A 17,344-nucleotide genomic window follows, 5' to 3' on the forward strand; every position below is an offset into this window, starting at 1 on the left:
ATTTTAGAGTTACTTCAGCCGTCCTGAACGGAGGATGCTGACAATTAACCAAAGTCCAAGAAAGCTGGCGACGGCAAAGAGTGCTTCACTTAACCAAAACACCCGATTAATCGGGGCATTGGATGACACGATCGCTGCTCCCATAATCAATGACCCGACGACAATACTAAACGATAGTCGATTTGCTGCCGAGTCGATGGTGCGGCGGACGGCATCCAATCCGCGTAGGTTCAGGTTCCATTGCAACGTTTCGGATGTCACCCGATCCAAGAGCAACTCGACATGGCGAGGCGATTGCAGCGTCAGGCTTTTTAGATCCAGTAATGTTCTCAAAATGGTTGGTAATGGAGCATTTCCGGTCAGTTGTCGCTGAAACAGATCGCTCATTAGCGGTCGCACTTGATCGGGAAAATTAAAGTCCGGATCTAAAGATCGGGCAACGCCTTCTAAATTGGCGATCGCTTTAGCACACAAGCCCAACGTTCCGGGGATGCGAATTTTGTTATCTCGGGCGGCTTGCAGGACTTGATAAAACAATTGGCTAAAGTTCAACTCCGATAGCCGTACGCTGTAATACTGCCGCAGCAATCGGTCAAAGTCATTTTGCAGTTGAATCAGATTGATGGGGTGCGGCGGAGGAGCCAGTTGTAGGGTGAGTTGGGCACAGCGTTGGGCATCTAAACTGACGATTCCCAAAATTAATTCTAATAAAATTTCTTGGGTTCGGGGATCGAGCCGTCCCACCATGCCGCAATCCAGCAAGGCAACCCGCCCATCCTCTAAATAAAACAGATTGCCGGGATGGGGATCGGCATGAAAAAAGCCATCCAAGCAAATTTGTTGAAAGAAAGCCTGGAGCAACAGTTGGGCGATCGCTTTTCGTTCTGCGATCGCCGATCCACTGCTATCCGTGGTTTTGAACCGCGCTGTCAACAACGGTTCACCTTCCAGCCACTGCATCACCAATAGCTTATTGCTGGTCAACTCCCAGTTGATTTCTGGAATTACCAGAGCATGCGGATCAAACCACCGACTGGTCTTTAAGTTGGTGCGCAGTTGCTCGGTATATTCTGCCTCTTTGGTAAAGTCGAGTTCAGCCCGCAGAGAGGAGGCAAACTCATCTGCCAGAGCTACCGTGTCATAGTATTGCCCGAAGTCTGTCTGGGCGACCAGACCTGCCACGAGCTGAATCAGCTTAATATCTTGCTCGACGACGATCTCTAGCCCCGGACGCTGAATCTTAAGCGCTACTTCCTGCCCATCTTGCAATGTGGCGCGGTGAATTTGGGCGATCGATCCCGCTGCCACAGGTTGAGGATTGATTGTGGCAAATAGTTCATCCAGGGGACGGTGCAGTTGCTGCTGCATTGCCCGCTCAATTTCGACCCAATCAACTGGCGGCACGTTGGCTTGTAAGGTGCTGAGTGCTTCAATGTATCGGGGTGGCAGCAGGTCAGGGCGAGTGCTTAAAAGCTGTCCTAATTTGACATAAACCGGACCCAATTCCACCAAAATCTTGCGTAACACGTCGGGGGTCGGCAGTTTAGGCTCACTGGCTTTGCCTCCGGTCAATAACCCCCGCATATAATCCCAGCCATTACGTAGTACGACTTCTGCGATTTCGCCTTGCCGGGAACTGGTCTGAACGAGATTTGAAAGCATGGGCAGCGTATGTTGGGTAGTTGCGCAACAGCCTAATTACTCAACGCTAGCAGTTAATCTAACGAAGTGTATGAACCCTATCTATTTTGGGATAGTTCCAGAAACGTCATGATTTTTTGTGGCATGGGCGTCGCCCGCGTCACAAAAAATCATGGCATGAATGCTGCTTTATTTTTGGAACGGAGGAGGTCTGAAAGACCTCCTCCGTTCCAAAAATAAAGCGGTATAAAACAGAGTACCGATTCTCTGATGACGGTCTCACTCCCAAGAGGGGAGTATTATCTCAAATGAGTTGTTAAATCTAAACTTGTGATCAAACCGTTAAATTCCCAGGTTGCACAATTTAGCGTTGGTCATACTCATGGCAATAACCCATAATTTTTATCCTTAATTTCCTTATATCCAATGGCGATCGCCCAACTGACCCCTTTGCTGGGAGACATCCGGCTCGATATTTTGGTGTTGATCTCAATGCTGGCGCTTTCGGCTGTGTTCTCTGGCTCAGAAACTGCCATTACAGCCCTCGACAACCTCAAACTCCGATCTCTGATCAAAGACCAAGGAGATCCCAGTGGAATTTTTACACTAGTTTTAGAAAAACGTGCCCGGTTTATTACAACGCTGCTGATTGGCAATAATCTCGTCAATAACTTTTCGGCAATTTTAACCAGTAACCTGTTTGCCGTTTGGTTTGGTACTGCCTCTGTGGGAATTGCCACTGCCGTTGTAACGCTGCTGGTTTTAATCTTTGGTGAAATCACACCCAAATCGTTGGCAATCAACAATGTATTGCCCATTTTTAAGCTGGTGGTTCGTCCCATTTACTGGTTGTCGCGACTGTTGTCGTTTACAGGTATTACCTATGCCTTAGAGGCGATCGCCCAGTCTGCCATTCGACTGTTTCAGGGCAATGTCGTGCAACAAGGGGAATCCGTCCGCGACTTGCAATTGATGATCGAAATCCTTAGCGGCAAAGGACAACTTGACTTAGACAAACGGCAATTACTTAACAAAGCACTGACCCTGGACCGACTGACTGCCCGTGATGTGGTCAAACCCCGCATTGACATGCGCACCATTTCCCATACCGCCAACCTGCAAGATTTTGTCAATCTCTGCCTGGAAACGGGGTATTCTCGCATTCCGGTGCAAGAAGAATCCAAAGATCAGATTGTCGGCATTATTCATCTCAAACGAGCCTTGCAAGTCCTCAGAAATCCTAACCCTGATGAGCAGACAGACGCTCCCTGCGTGACCCAGGCGATGGATCCGCCCGTCTACGTCCCCGAATTTAAGCGAGTTGCAGATTTACTGAAGGAAATGCTGCAACAACGGTTGCACATCGCGATCGTGGTTGATGAATATGGCGGTACCGTAGGGCTGATTACCCTAGAAGACATTTTGGAAGAACTGGTCGGCGAAATCTATGACGAGAGCGACTTTCCGTCTCGCATCGGCGCGAACTGGCAGGGCAACCGCAGCGGTTTGCGACCCCTGGGGCGAGGGGGGAACTTCACTAGCGGTCGAAATTAACCCCTGGTTTTCTCGCTCAACCACGTCAAAAAAATTGGTAGTGGTATTCATGTAATGATTGTTCGCGGCACGAGCGACGCCCGCGCCACGAACAATCATTACTTTTTTAGGACTACAAAAAAATTCACTCTTTAAAAATTGCGTTAGTGAGCAACAGAGTATGCTACTATCATTATCCGTGGGTGAAGCGGGTCGGTGCCCGAGTGGTTAATGGGGGCGGACTGTAAATCCGCTGGCTACGCCTACGCTAGTTCGAATCTAGCCCGGCCCATCCACGACGTAGTTCGTAATCTATAGTTCGTAGTTCGTAGTTATCTGTTGCAGGTTTTAATTACGAGCTACGAATTGTGAATTACGAACTATCTAAAAAATTGCCCGTGTAGCTCAGTGGTAGAGCACACCCTTGGTAAGGGTGAGGTCACGAGTTCAATCCTCGTCACGGGCTTAGGCTACTGCAAGCGTCATCGGAAGCTCGATTGAAAATTCCGTACCTTCGCTCCACACGGAATGGTAAGAAAGTTTACCCTGATGCATTTCTTCGATAATTCTGCGGCAGGTGACTAACCCTAAGCCAACGCCCTGTCCGGCGGGTTTGGTCGTAAAAAAGGGTTCAAACAGACGATCTTGGTTGGCTTCAGAAATGCCAATGCCGTTATCTTTAATCTGAATTAAAATGGTCTGCTCTGCGGTTAGCTGAGTGCTAACGAAAATTTGCGGGTTGGTGTATTGAGCATCACTGTGATGCAGTTTGGTTTCTACCGCATCGATGGCATTAGAAATCAAGTTAAAAATAGCCTGGTTAAATTGATCGGCATAGCAATTGATACAGGGTAAATCAGCATATTCTTTTTGAACGTGAATGATGACAGGGTTCTGCTTAGATTCCAGTCGATATTGCAGCAGGGTTAAGGTATGTTCAATATTATTTTGAATATGAGTTTGTTTAATGCCCGCTTCGTCTAGATGAGTAAAATTTTTGAGAGCTGAAATAACAGAATGAATCCGGGCAGCACCCTTTTTCATCGATTGCATCAGGTTATCTAAATCTGCAACGACAAACTCTAAATCCGCTTCGTTTAATAGTGCTTGAATTTCAGGCGGAGGTGTCTGAGGTAGAGCTTGTTGATAATGGTCGATCAGCTTGAATAGATAAGTAATATATTGGCGGGCAGGTTCTGTGTTGCCTAAGATAAAACTCAGGGGATTGTTGATTTCATGGGCAACACCTGCCACCACTTTTTTCAGGGTTGCCATTTTTTCTTGTTGCACTAGATGGGCTTGTGCAGTTTTCAAGCTGCTTAAGGCATCTTCTAGTTGTAGATTGCGTTCTTCTACTTCGTTTTGTAAGTTTCGAATGGTGAGTTGAGTTTGAATTCTAATGAGAACTTCTTCGAGTTGAAATGGTTTTGTAATGTAGTCTACTCCCCCGACTTCAAAGGCTTTCACCTTATCAATAATTTCGTTGCCAGCACTGAGAAAAATAATAGGAATAGAATGAGTTGCCGGATTAGCTTTGATCTGACTGCAAACTTCATACCCACTCATATCAGTCATGTTGATATCTAACAGAATCAAGTCAGGTATGAGTGCTTGAATCGCGCCTAACGCCATTTTGCCGCTGATGGCTTTGCGAATATAGTATCCTTGGTCAATTAAAAAGTTGGATAGAAATCGGATATTGTCAGGGACATCATCAACGATGAGAATGTCTGATTTTGAGTTTTTTACGAGTGGTGTTCCCATGTTTAGCTGCGTTAATGCAGTGCTTGTTAATGATTTTGTAGGCTGGTGGTCAGGGCTGTAATTTTGTCGAATTGAAATTCTTCAGCCCATGTGGCGAGGCGTTTAGAAAACGTTGTGTGTTCGTGTGGAATTTCGGTAATTAATTGTTGAATCCAGATGTCATTGCATTGCGAGGCAGCTTGGTGAAGATGCTGTATCCAGTGTTGGGGCATCGTTTTTAAGGCAGCATTGTGGAGTTCTTGCAATGATTTTTTTTCGGTCAGTGAGGATGGAGATTGGGGTGGTTGCTCCAGCAGGTCTTTATAGGTGTATTGCACATCGATATGCTTAGCAATTTTTTCGAATAGCTCATCCCTTCTAAAAGGTTTGCTGATAAAGTCATCACATCCCGTCGATAAAATTTCTTGACGTTGTTCGGCAAAGGCACTGGCTGTCAGGGCAATAATTTTTGTTGGCTGGTATGCTTCGCACTGTGCGATCGCCTGTTGTTCTTTTAAGCGAATTTGCCGAGTCGCATCATACCCATTCATTACAGGCATCCGCATATCCATAAAAATCAGATGGGGATGCCAGGTTTGCCAAAGGGCGATCGCGTCTTGCCCATTTTCTGCTTCTGCCAGTTCGATGCCGTCTAGATCCAGCAGCTTAACCAGCAGCATTCGATTAATCGGGTTATCTTCAACAATCAGAATGCGATACGTGGGTTGTCCAGGAACCAGTCCCAACACCTCTCCTGGCTGGTAAATCGAATGATGCGGTTGAGTTTTCCAATCGAACACTTGCTGGACTTGGATATGAAGGGTGAACACACTTCCCTGATTGGGTTGGCTGGTTACTGTAATCTCTCCATCCAACAGGTGTGCATATTTTTGGCTAATGGCTAAGCCTAAGCCCGTGCCCTCAAATGACTTCAACCCCGTTTGGGTTTGTTGAAATGGCTTAAACAAATACGTTAACTCGTCCGCCACAATGCCGGGACCTGTGTCTTCGACCTCAAAATATAAGCTGGTTGTTGGCATCGACACCGTGGTATCGGGTCGATCCATCGCCTGATGCCAAACGCGTAAGGTGACGCTACCGTGCTGGGTGAATTTGATGGCGTTACCAATCAAATTCACCAAAATTTGGCTAAGTTTGCTTTCGTCAGTTTGGATAAATTTGGGCAGATCAGAACTATATTCGATCGCAAATTGCAGATCTTTAGAATTCGCTTTGAAGCGAAACATCTCGCCCAGGCGCTTCAAAAAATCATGGAGATTAAAGGTGTCTTCGTGAAAAGCGAGTCGTCCCGCTTCAATTTTGGACATCTCCAAGACATCGTTGATGAGCATCAATAAGTGTTCGCCACTGTTTTCAATCGTTTCTAGATCGCGTTGATGGGTCTGGTTGAGGCTAGGATCGGTGTTGAGTAGTTGGGTGAGTCCCAAAATAATGTTGAGCGGGGTTCGCAGTTCGTGGCTCATGTTTGCCAGAAACTCGCTCTTCGATCGATTTGCTGCATCTGCCGATTCTTTGGCTTGTTTGAGTTCGTCTGCTTGTTTTTGAGTCTGGGCAAACAGTTCGGCTTGTTGGACGGCAACCCCTAGCTGACTACCAATTTGGGAGACCATTTGAATCTCGGCATCTTGCCATTGGCGGGTGTCAGAGTTTTGATAGGTAGCCAGTAACCCCCAGAGTTGCCGCCCACAAAAAATGGGAACGATGACGTAAGCACGGGCTTGAAGCGACTCAAGCAACTCGATATAACAGGGTGTGAACCCAGCGGCATAAATATCTGTAACACAGCAATAGCTGTTTGTGTTTTGATAGATGCCACCCCCTTGCTCTTGTAAATAGGTATCGCGAATAATGACTTCCGAGCCATCCATGCGCTTGACGATGCAGTCGGCCTGGTCAACAGTGATTTGAGAGAGCGTTGGTTGGTTGGCTTGCATGGGGATGATGGCATTCCAGTCTGCACCACTAGATTCTGCAACAACTTTGCCGCTCCAGTCGTCATTAAAACGGTAGATCAAAGCGCGATCGCATTGGATGGCTTGCCTTAACTCATCGGTGGCAGTACTAAAAATGACATCTAAGTTCAGGCTCTGGCGTATCCGCTGAATGATGCGAGTAATCGCCCGCTCGCGCTCAACGACTTGTTGTAACTTGGCTTGCGTCGTGATCCGTTCTTGAATTTCGGTTGCCAGGGTGGTGTTGGTTTGTACTAATTCAGTAGTGCGTTCTTGTACCCGAAATTCGAGGTCATCGTAGGCACGACTTTTTGCTTCCTCTGCCCATTTTCGTTGTAGTTCTGCGGAGGCTCGGGCTGCAAACACCGTCATGATGGCTGTAATATTTTCATCCTCGGGCAGAGGCTTGGTATCTAGAATGCAGAGGGTGCCAATGACAGTTTGATCTTGCCCAAATAGCGGTACACCAACATAACTCGTTGCTTGCAATTGAGCGAGAAGATCATTGTTGGGAAACAGGTGTTGCAGGCGATCGGCAAAATGACAAAGTTGTTTGCGGTCTGCGACGACCCCGCAAGGTAAGCCCTCTGCATCAAACATGCTGCTGTCTGCCAGATGATCGATACACCAAAACCCGAGGGATTTAAAGGTGTGGGGAGGCTGATCTAACGCTTCAGACACCATGACATAGGGCATATTCAAGGCGGTTGCCAGATCTCTGACAAGCGCCGAGAAAAATTCTCCACCGATCGCTGAGGCGGTGCCCGCTACAATATGCCGCAGGGTTGCTTCTGCGCGGTTGCGTTCGGCAATTTGAGTTTCCAGTTCTTGATTGATGGTTTCCAGTTGTTTTGGACTTTGTAATGATAAAAACTGGGGTAATAGTTCCACCAATCGCAGGGCTGTGTAACAAGAAACGAGAGCAGTAATAGCTCGTTCGATGCCCGATAGCCAATACGCAGGATGCCAGAGAGTCCAAATATCCAGCAGGTGACCTGTACCACAGAGGATAATAAAGGCACCAAACATCATAAAGATATTGGAAAAGGGCAGGTCGTCGCGCTTGCGAACGAAATAGATCAGCATCACAGGAATCGAAAAGTAAGCGATCGCCACTAATGCATCACTGACTACATGCAGTAGGACCAGGGGAGTCTGCCACAAATAGCAATGTCCGTGGGGAATGTAAGACTTAGGCGAAACCAATTGATGAATTAGTTCCAGCATAGGAGTTTAAATAAATTTCAAATAGCGAGTATGGCTGCACGTCAGAATTAGGTCAATGGCGATCGCGTCAGCGCTTGATCTTACAAATTAATTGATGCACCTAATGTAAGCATCTGGATGGTAGATGGAATGAAATTTTATTGAGAGATTTTTATCACTTCATGATCTGTAACTGTTTGGTAAATACTTAGACAAAAATTACTCAAGCACCCCAGTACACCAACTGAAAAGTTTTAGAGGGGGTGGAGGGGGTTTTACCCCCTCTTGGGGGCGCAGCCCCCAAACCCCCATGTTGCAAAATTTCGTGTTTGCAACGCTAGGGAAGATAAGGAGATGGAATCCTGCGAAGGAAATAGCAAGTAACTAAGACAACCGCTGTGGTTGTTATTTCACACAGAAGGTTCATCCCGTCAGGTTCATTTCCAGGTAGTGCTGCAAATTAGGTAGTCATGGTTTGGCAAGGCTCGCTCCGCAAGCCTTGCCAAACCATGACTCACAGATCCAGAACCTCACCCATTTCTAAATCGCTGCGTTTTAAGGTTGAGTAACCTAATGAGTAACCTAAAAGGAGGCAAGGGAGTGCAGCCTTTAGTGGGGTGAAGCCCCCTACGTCTTTCTTAGGCATAGGGTTTCAATAAAACCTGAGTCTTTTCGAGCGATCGCTTGAAAAGACTTACAGGTTAATTAATTCGTGATTCTTAAGCTCATTTCTCAGGAGAATGAGACATTGGCGGGGCAAGTCTGCGTTTGAAATCAAAAAATATCCTTTGAAGTTGTGCGTCTGATTTTTTATTTTGATCAGAATTTATGCACCCTCTGTGATGCTCCGAATAATTGCGACAGATTCATCCAGATAATATTTCTTAAAAATAACACAACTGAACAATTCCGCTGTTTTGGGGATCACATAATATAGTGCGTTGCGCCTGGATATTATTCTGGTTGCTGTGTAAGAACTACCCTCCGCGCGACCCTCACACAACGTTGTGTGCGTCACATAATTGGAAGTTGCTATACCTGTTTTATTACAAACGTCCGTAGGGTGTAAAGATCGATACCTGAGTACTTGCATCTGATCCATCATCGATTTAGCGAGTTTTAAAACACGCCTTAGGTAGTCCTAAAAAAGTGATGATGTTTTGTGGCGCGGGCGACGCTCGCGCCACAAAACATCATTACCTCAATATCACTACTCAATCCTTTTCCCCATACAGGGCTATGCCTTTGACACCGGGTAGGAAATTGGTTGAAGGCTACACGAAGTACGGCTTTTAACCAATTTCTCTGCTAACTCGATGACGTATATAGCGATCCCAAAGCCGTTGTGAAAGCGCCCGCCCGAAGGGCGGGCGCTTTCGCAACGACTCATTTTCACGAATCTAATGGGATTGCTATAGCTATAGCAGACGAAAGATAAAAGGATAGCGGAAGGGTTGGGCGGCATTACCCAGGCAATGGACGATCGCCCAGATTGTCAGCCCCCAGTGCAGGGCATAGCCAATCGGCACCAATAGCCAGCCCACCAACAAGAAGCAGAGAATCGCAATAACGATCCCCCAAACCCAAACATTAAAGTGAAAATTGACAGCTTCCTTGGCGTTGTCCTTGACGACCGGATCATCGGAAATAGCTGAAATCGCAATGGGAATCCCGATCGCCAAAATCGTCGTACTAAAAAAGATCGAACCGTGACATAGCGCCGAGAGAAGTTTGCGCTTGTCGAAGTCATAGGTTTCAGGAGTCTGCATCGCTATATCCTTCTCAACACTCTGGAAAGCCTGAACATTCCTTTGATCATATCGCCCTACGATAAACGAAGTGTCCGTCCTCGTGGGTAAAGATATCCGTAAAGAAAATTTTGAGAACTATTAAAATCAATTAAGCTTAATTTAACTAATTGACCGTTCCCTTAAACTGCTCGATTTTTGAGACATCGGCTGACTCATGCTGACTGATATTTTTCCTTTTCAAATTAGCTTTAATGCGGCAACTCTGGCAGGAGTTGCCCTCTGGTCATTAGCGCTCTATTTGGGGTTCTCACCCGTGAGCGATTGGGTGATGCTCCAAATCAACCGTTGGCTCAATTTTGCAGAACGTAGCCTCTACACCTCGGCTGAAGAATTTGAACGGACTCGTCAAGCCCGAGAGTCGATGAATGCTTTCTATGCGTCGCTGATGAGTACCGTCCCGTTTTTCTTAGTGGGCGGTTTGTGTAACTACGGCGTCGAATATGGGTTGGGTCAGAGTTGGGCAATTAGCACAGGACTTTTGGCGTGTATTGGGGCTGGGGTTTATGAATTAGGGCGTCGCGATGGTCAAGAGCCTTAGGATGCTCAGGCGTAGCGCCACAGATCCAAGCTCTCGATCACCTAAACATTTCCCAGGGAATTTCTGGATCGATGGCAATCTCTCGGGCGATCGCCTCGGCACCATAGCGGTTGAGATGGCTGGGGTCGGCAAAATAATGATTTTGGCTTGCCATCTCGCCCATTAAGTTGCGAAACATAAACCCTTCTTGTGCTGCCAACTGCTGCATATAGTCTTGAAATTGCCGTTCATACTGTTGACGTACAGGGTCTAAATAATCGTGCGATAACGGCAGGTTGACGAATACAAGCGGAATCTGGTGATGTTTGATGTAACGACTCAAGGCGATCGCGGCTGTATTTTGTTCTCCGTTTAAGCGAAAAGGGACATAGCTAGAATCGTACTGTCCCGCAACTCTGGGATATTGGCGGTAATAGGTTGCTGGATTAAATTCTGTAGAGACGGGCTGAAATCCAGTGGCGTCTAACTCGCTACTACCCGATGGTTGGTTGATGTAGACGTGGGGTGTGGAGCGATACTGGTTTGCAAACGATTCGCTGGGCATTGGTTCTGCTAGATCGCAATCGCGATGAGGCGGTCGTAGCGCCAAGGCGGGATCGGCAAATTCGATATTAATGCTTGCCAGTTCAGGGTTGGATTGTAGGGAATGTGTTCCACTGGCGTTGAGGATACGGTGCCTGGGCAAGTCGAGGCAAAGCTCGTCTGTTGGAATAGTTGGTTGGCTGAGGGTGGGGATCGGGCGATCGCCACGATTGAGGCTGCGATAGCCCTCGGATGCCACAATGCCGTTGTAGGTAAGATCCTGCCGACCACTATTAAAAGCACGCGAACCATCTGCCCAGATGATCAATCGTGGTAATTGATCGGCGGTGAGAATGCGGCGCAGGATCAAATCGACGACCTGAGCGGTCGCACCATTCACGCCAAAATTATAGATAGTTAGAGCTGGATAACCCTGAGCCGCGAGTGCTGCTTGTAACGCAGTGGGATCAATGCCCTGAAGCGATCGCGAACTCCCGACAATCAACACATCAGGGCGACCCACCGTTGCTAAATATCGGCTATATAGGACTAGTTGTTGATCGAGCCGTTGGCTATTGAAGCTGGGGTAGTCAGGGAAGAAAGCAGTGGGATCAGGATGCGGAAAATCAGACGCCGAAATACTGGCGATCGCAACGTCCTGGACATGAAAAGGCGATCGCCCCATGGATAAATTCTGATCCGCAGGAACAGGCATCGGCTCCCATAGGATCGTGGACGATAACAAAAGCCCTAGCTGAATTGCGCTGCTCACCTGACGTATCTACAATTCTTCTTTCGGTCCTACCGCCATTTGCAAAATAAAGGCAACCCCGCCGGTCGCGTGATATCGATCTGCCCAGGCTCGAATGACTTCATCCAATTCTTCTAGCGCTCGATCAATGCGTTCCGGTGGAATGTCAAGTTCTTCTAAAATGCGAACGACTTTAGGATGGCGATCTGCCCAATCTTTCATCAATCCGAAGTACCGAGCCGTATCTTCGATCATGATGTAGCCCCGTTCTTCGTCATCAGCAGGCGAATAAGAAGCACGGGTCAGCGCATAAAACGGCATTCCCCACGGAGATTCGATGCGGGTGACAGTGCCCGAATAAATCAGGCGGCGTTTGATATGTTCGGCTAGGGCTTCGCTCAGCGGAGTACGCCGATTTTCGGGCAAATCTTCTTGCGATCGGCTATGAAGAAATTCAATGATGTCCATGAACTGAAATGCATTAATCAGCTGGGCATCTGGCAAGTTGCTGGGCAGCTTCTCTTCAATTTGGCGCTTTTCATCTAGGGTCAGGCTTGTGCCAGAAATCCGCGATCGCCCGGGCATCCAAGGGTATTGCTCCATCCAAACATAAGGCAGTTGGATGAGATAGCGAGGCTCCTGTGAGCCTAGCATTTTCAGCAGCTTTCCCTCAGTCAATGCCTGCCGGACTTCTTCGACAATCACCTTCACCCGCTTCGGTTCAATATGGTGGAGGTGACCCGTCATCCGCAGATTTTGATCCTGCTCTAAATAGGTCATGTAAATCGCACACTTCGCCGCCGTGGCTGCCGCATCTAAGAAAGCGCCATGACGATGGCCACTCGTGCGCATAGCACTGAAAGCCAGATAGAGCATGATCTGATCCATTGAACTGGGACTAAGGCTTTTGATCAGATCGACGTCTTTGGTCATTTTGAAAACAATAGCGCGGGATGGAAATAATGTTCGATGTTATGAGATGCAGCCCTATCAGCCAGTCTGGTAGTCTCAACCATAGTAATGTACTCACTAGCTTAGTGCATCTTGATGCACTGGGGGGCAACTTTCTCTCAGTAATGCATTCTCTCGGTCATAATTCTGCTTTCTACCTTTAACTTACCCACGCCAAGTATAAAATACAGCAAGGGTTTGGGCTCTTGTTACAGATGTCTAGCTGGAAGCTGACGAAGAGCAGTTCGACGGTTCGCTGCGTCCGCTACCTCTATGAAAAAACGAAGAATCTGGGCTATTTTGTGTGGTTCTGCCACTAGAACGGTCTTGAAGAAGATAAGATGAGAGAGGATTGTAAGAAAAGCAACTACTTCTTTGGCTGGTAATGGCAATTAAAGCTAAAAGTAGACTGGTCGAAAGAACCGAGATTGAAATTGACATGGGAGAGTTCCATAAATCAGACTGCTATTCACTGATTACGAACTCTCAGACCTCAATCAGGAAAAACTCGGCGTTGCTAGAGCTGAGAATGCGTTAGCAATACCCATTATTCTGTCAATATAAAATTTCCAACATCAAACAGTGTAAGGCACTCAGCGCCACATATTGTTTAATTGGAATTGTGGATTTGAACCCAATTTTTTTTGAGAGGACGGTAGCGCAGCCACCGTCCTCTCAAAAAAATTGGGTTTTATAGTGTCCGTGATCCGGAAGATTTTTGCTTACATGCGCTCCAACACTGGAATTCCTAAGAGAGATAGTCCCAGTTTGATGGTTCGGGCAGTCACATCGCAGAGGATCAACCTGGATGTTCTCATCGGTTCTTCTGCTTGCAGCACAGGACAGCGATCGTAAAACTGGTTGAATTTCTGACTCAGTTCAAATAAATATTGGCAGAGACGATTGGGCAGTAAGTCCGTATCGATCGCCAATAACGCTTCATCCAGTTGCAAAATATGCTTTGCCAGGGCTAATTCGGTTTCTTCTTTCAATAAAATTGGGCTGTTTGCTCCTAAGGCGTCGAAGTCAATAGTTCCTTTACGGCTGATCCCCTGAATTCGCACATAGGCATAGAGCATATAGGGTGCGGTGTTCCCCTGGAGTGCCAGCATTTTGTTGTAGCTAAAAATATAGTTACTGGTGCGATTTTGGCTGAGATCGGCATATTTGATGGCACTGATGCCGACAACCTGAGCGCTATGAGCAATAAAGTCTTCGCTTTCCTGTCGTCCTTCCGCTGCTAATCGAGTTTCTAGGTCTCGACGAGCATACGCGATCGCCTCTTCTAAAAGATCTTGCAACCGTGCCGCATCTCCTGATCGACTTTTGAGTTTCTTGCCATCTTCGCCTAAGACGCTTCCCAAGGGCGCATGGACAAATTCCAACTCATCCGTGATCCAGCCTGCCCGTTTGCCCACCTGAAAAATTTGGGCGAAATGGTTCGACTGTTCTGCCCCGACTGGATAGACGACCCGCTGCACTTTGTCTACATTAACGCGATAGCGAATCGCAGCCAGATCGGTGGTGGCATAGTTATATCCACCTCCCGATTTCTGCACAATCAGGGGCAGCGGCTGACCCTCTTTATTCATAAACCCTTCCAGAAAGACGCATTTTGCTCCCTGGTCTTCGACTAGTAAGCCTAACCGATCGAGTTCTTGAATCACATCGGCTAAAAATGGGTTATAAAACGACTCGCCCCGTAAAATCAGCGGCGAAAGTCCCATGACATCAAAAATTTTCTGGTTGGTACGGTTCGACAGTTCACAAACAATTTTCCAGGCTTGTAGGGTTTCTGCATCGCCTGCCTGCAATGCTACGACGGCGAGGCGAGCGTTATCTTGAAAGGTTTCATCTTCATCAAACCGTTTTTTAGCTGCTCGATAAAAACTTGCCAGATCCCCCAAGTCCAGATCAGCTTGAGATTTTAATGCGTCTGGATATGCCTCGCGTAAGTAAGCAATCAACATGCCAAAAGGGGTGCCCCAGTCTCCTAAATGGCTAATGCGGAGTAAGTCATACCCTAGAAATTCTAAGATGCGGGCAAGACAGTCCCCAATTACCGAGGGGCGCAGATGTCCAACGTGCATTTCTTTGGCAATGTTGGGGCTGGGATAATCCACGATCGCCCGTTTACCCTGACGAATCGGTTCTACACCCAGTCGCGGATCGGTCTGTATGGCTTTGAGTTGGGCTTCCAAATAGCTAGTTTTCAGGGCAAAGTTAATAAATCCTGGGCCTGCAACCGTGGGTGTTTCGCAAAAATCGCTGACTTGCAACTGCTGCACAATTTGCTCAGCGATCGCCCTGGGTGCTTGTCCCAATCGTTTTGCCAGTGATAGAGCGGCGTTAGATTGATAATCGCCAAATTTAGGATTGCTGGCAGGAACGAGTATCGGATCGGTTCCTGCTAAGTCCTCTCCAAACGCGGCAACCAATGCCTGGTTAAAACGAGATTTGAGTTGAGCGATCGTAGAGTTCATAAAGTCGTGAGCGCTGAATAGTGAACTTGAAATGGATGACGATGGATAGCATGCCTTTTTCGATGGCTGCCTGTCTCAAAAGAATGGTATGACATGAAAGAAATACTTTGTGATTATAAACGCTTGCTCCAACGGTAGCGATTGACCCAAAATGCTTCTCCACATCACAGATCTGACAACCTGGCAGACGGCTTTATCGGCAGGTCATTACCAGTGCCCCAGTCTAGAAATAGAAGGGTTTATTCATTGCTCAACCCTGGCTCAGATTTTGGGGCCGGCTAATTCCTTGTACCGGGGGCAGCAAAATTTGCTGCTTTTAGCGATCGATTCCCAAAAAGTGCGATCGCCCGTGATCTATGAGGACTGTTACGAAACCGGAGAAAAGTTTCCTCACATTTATGGATTGCTCAACCTCGACGCCGTCATCCAAGTTGTCAAGTTCCCGCCGCTCAGTGATGGCACATTTATCATTCCTGCCGATTTGCGAACAGACTGACGTTATGCAATGCAGACTCGGGTGTGGAGCATGTTGCATCGCCCCATCAATTTCTTCTCCGATTCCTGGGATGCCCAATGGCAAACCCGCAGGAGTTCGCTGTGTGCAATTAACAGATGACAACCTCTGTCAGCTGTTTGGTAAACCTGAACGACCCGCCGTCTGCACAGAATTGTTAGCATCTGACGAAATGTGTGGTGCAACGGCTACTGCTGCTCTGACCTATCTGACGATGCTCGAACAACTGACAGCGCCACATCCTAAGTCTTAGGATCACAAAATTAATGAAATTTGATGGGAGTGCCGCGCAGAGCGCGGCACTCCCATCAAATTTCATAGCCCAAATCAGCACTCCCGCTCCTGAGGCGATCGCTAAAGTTGACTCTGCATTCGCATACTCAGGTCAAGCCAATGCGATCGCGTAATCGGCGCACTACTAGAGATATAGTCCACTCCCGTTTCTGCAACAGTTCGAATTGTTTCCAACGTAATATTGCCCGACGCTTCAATTTTGATCCGATCATTCTGATCTCGGATCACGTTAACCGCCTGTTGCATCAGCTCAGTGGGCATATTGTCCAGCATGATGATGTCGGCATGGTGTTCTAGCGCTTCCATTACCTGATCCAGACGTTCCGTTTCCACCTCAATGGTCAGAGGGTACGGAATCCGCGCTCGAATTTGGGCGATCGCTTTACCAATCCCCCCGGCGGCAGCAATATGGTTATCTTTGATCATCACACCATCATCCAGACCCATGCGATGGTTGACTGCCCCGCCCACCTGGGTTGCATACTTTTCCAAGATCCGTAAACCGGGTGTTGTCTTGCGTGTGTCCACCAGTTGAGCAGGCAAATCGGCAATCTTCTCCACATAGTGGTTGGTTGCTGTTGCTATCCCACTCAGGCGCATCGCCAAATTTAATGCAACTCTTTCTCCGGTCAAGAGCGCATCCAACGGTCCTTGAATTTGAGCGATCGCTTCTCCCCGTTCACACCACTGACCCTCCGCCACCATCGCTGTAAAGGTCATCTGCTCATTTAGCAGCCTAAATACTCGGGCGGCAATCGGCAGTCCAGCAATGATTCCAGACTCTTTAACAATCCAGGCAGCCTGCCCAACAGGTGAACCCGACGGAAAGAGAGACTGAGTTGTGCGATCGCCCCGCCCGATATCTTCCAATAACCACCTCTGCAAGAGTTGGTCGAGTACCAGCAAGGGGGGCAGTACGGCAGTTGAAACGCGCATAGCATTTTTTAAAGACTTGACCTACGGAAACCAGGATCACTCAACGCGATCGCTTTATATAGCAATCCCAAATGGACTGTGGGAGGCGTACCCCAAGGAGTCCACCTCCCACAACCCGCTTATCTTACAGCTCATTAAGAACGGCTATATGCGTAGTTAATCTTAGAATTGCCAATGCGCAATAGCAACGTAGACAGTCGCTCAATCAATAGTTGACCCGCATCCTATTGGTTCAAGCGCAGCCCTAAGGAATAAGCACGGGTCAGCGCCTAAAGTTTATTGGTGAAGACTAATACAGCGACGATGAAATGCGTCGGCAGAGAAAATCGAGAAAATATTTTTGCCAAAATTCCCATATCGAGGAAGAAAACCTGTCTCCAGACCGCTATCGATCGCCCGAAAAGCCTTATAAATCCTTGGTTCTGGTATTCCCAAAGAATTTTTCAGG

12 protein-coding genes and 2 tRNA genes are annotated in these 17,344 nt (G+C 47.5%); 6 read left to right on the plus strand and 8 right to left on the minus strand.

The features are described 5' to 3' along the window. Positions 1–9: 9 nt before the first annotated feature. Positions 10–1,662, minus strand: a complete 1,653-nt coding sequence (locus ACR6Z4_RS17975; RefSeq protein ID WP_479718676.1) for an ABC1 kinase family protein — start codon at positions 1,660–1,662, stop codon at positions 10–12. Positions 1,663–2,067: 405 nt separating this feature from the next. Between ACR6Z4_RS17975 and ACR6Z4_RS17980 the strand changes: the two genes are divergently transcribed. The 3 genes from ACR6Z4_RS17980 to ACR6Z4_RS17990 all read left to right on the plus strand — a co-directional run bounded on the left by ACR6Z4_RS17980 (position 2,068) and on the right by ACR6Z4_RS17990 (position 3,640). Further along, complete coding sequence (locus ACR6Z4_RS17980; RefSeq protein WP_479718677.1) at positions 2,068–3,195, plus strand: hemolysin family protein; 1,128 nt, start codon at positions 2,068–2,070, stop codon at positions 3,193–3,195. Positions 3,196–3,384: 189 nt separating this feature from the next. Further along, positions 3,385–3,466: transfer RNA gene (locus tag ACR6Z4_RS17985), tRNA-Tyr, on the plus strand. A 102-nt stretch (positions 3,467–3,568) separates the two neighbouring features. Beyond that, positions 3,569–3,640 (plus strand) — tRNA-Thr (locus ACR6Z4_RS17990). On the opposite strand, the gene ACR6Z4_RS17995 is transcribed toward ACR6Z4_RS17990, so the two are convergent. From ACR6Z4_RS17995 to ACR6Z4_RS18005, 3 genes are all read right to left on the minus strand, one after another. Next, positions 3,640–4,938, minus strand: coding sequence for a sensor histidine kinase (locus tag ACR6Z4_RS17995; RefSeq protein WP_479718678.1), 1,299 nt, complete (start codon positions 4,936–4,938; stop codon positions 3,640–3,642). The two genes, ACR6Z4_RS17990 and ACR6Z4_RS17995, sit on opposite strands and share 1 nt — an antisense overlap. Positions 4,939–4,964: 26 nt before the next feature. Next, on the minus strand, positions 4,965–8,117 hold the full coding sequence (locus ACR6Z4_RS18000) for a GAF domain-containing hybrid sensor histidine kinase/response regulator (RefSeq protein ID WP_479718679.1): 3,153 nt from the start codon (positions 8,115–8,117) through the stop codon (positions 4,965–4,967). 1,397 nt (positions 8,118–9,514) lie between these two features. Next, positions 9,515–9,865, minus strand: a complete 351-nt coding sequence (locus ACR6Z4_RS18005; RefSeq protein ID WP_479718680.1) for a DUF4870 domain-containing protein — start codon at positions 9,863–9,865, stop codon at positions 9,515–9,517. Positions 9,866–10,061: 196 nt separating this feature from the next. Between ACR6Z4_RS18005 and ACR6Z4_RS18010 the strand changes: the two genes are divergently transcribed. Beyond that, positions 10,062–10,445, plus strand: a complete 384-nt coding sequence (locus ACR6Z4_RS18010) for a hypothetical protein (RefSeq protein WP_479718681.1) — start codon at positions 10,062–10,064, stop codon at positions 10,443–10,445. A gap of 37 nt (positions 10,446–10,482) precedes the next feature. Here the strand turns inward: ACR6Z4_RS18010 and ACR6Z4_RS18015 are convergent, their stop codons facing one another. The 3 genes from ACR6Z4_RS18015 to argS all read right to left on the minus strand — a co-directional run bounded on the left by ACR6Z4_RS18015 (position 10,483) and on the right by argS (position 15,152). Further along, positions 10,483–11,682, minus strand: a complete 1,200-nt coding sequence (locus ACR6Z4_RS18015) for a hypothetical protein (protein WP_479718682.1) — start codon at positions 11,680–11,682, stop codon at positions 10,483–10,485. Between the two features lie 66 nt (positions 11,683–11,748). Further along, positions 11,749–12,651 carry a heterocyst differentiation master regulator HetR gene (gene hetR / locus ACR6Z4_RS18020; protein WP_479718683.1) on the minus strand — a complete coding sequence of 301 codons (903 nt, stop codon included), beginning with the start codon at positions 12,649–12,651 and terminating at the stop codon, positions 11,749–11,751. Positions 12,652–13,391: 740 nt separating this feature from the next. Continuing rightward, entirely contained in the window at positions 13,392–15,152 is a 1,761-nt protein-coding gene (gene argS / locus ACR6Z4_RS18025; RefSeq protein WP_479718684.1) for an arginine--tRNA ligase, read from the minus strand. Positions 15,153–15,303: 151 nt separating this feature from the next. Between argS and ACR6Z4_RS18030 the strand changes: the two genes are divergently transcribed. Together ACR6Z4_RS18030 and ACR6Z4_RS18035 are read left to right on the plus strand one after the other, a co-directional pair. Continuing rightward, complete coding sequence (locus tag ACR6Z4_RS18030; protein ID WP_479718685.1) at positions 15,304–15,648, plus strand: DUF952 domain-containing protein; 345 nt, start codon at positions 15,304–15,306, stop codon at positions 15,646–15,648. A gap of 4 nt (positions 15,649–15,652) precedes the next feature. Then, a complete protein-coding gene (locus ACR6Z4_RS18035; RefSeq protein WP_479718686.1) occupies positions 15,653–15,919 on the plus strand; it encodes a YkgJ family cysteine cluster protein in 267 nt (88 codons plus the stop codon). Between the two features lie 101 nt (positions 15,920–16,020). Here ACR6Z4_RS18035 and nadC read toward each other — a convergent pair whose 3' ends face one another. Further along, the gene (gene nadC, locus ACR6Z4_RS18040; protein WP_479718687.1) at positions 16,021–16,896 is read right to left on the minus strand and encodes a carboxylating nicotinate-nucleotide diphosphorylase; all 876 of its coding nucleotides are present in this window, start codon (positions 16,894–16,896) and stop codon (positions 16,021–16,023) included. Between the last annotated feature and the right edge of the window lie 448 nt (positions 16,897–17,344).

It is taken from the genome of Calyptranema fuscum S582 (assembly GCF_055793305.1).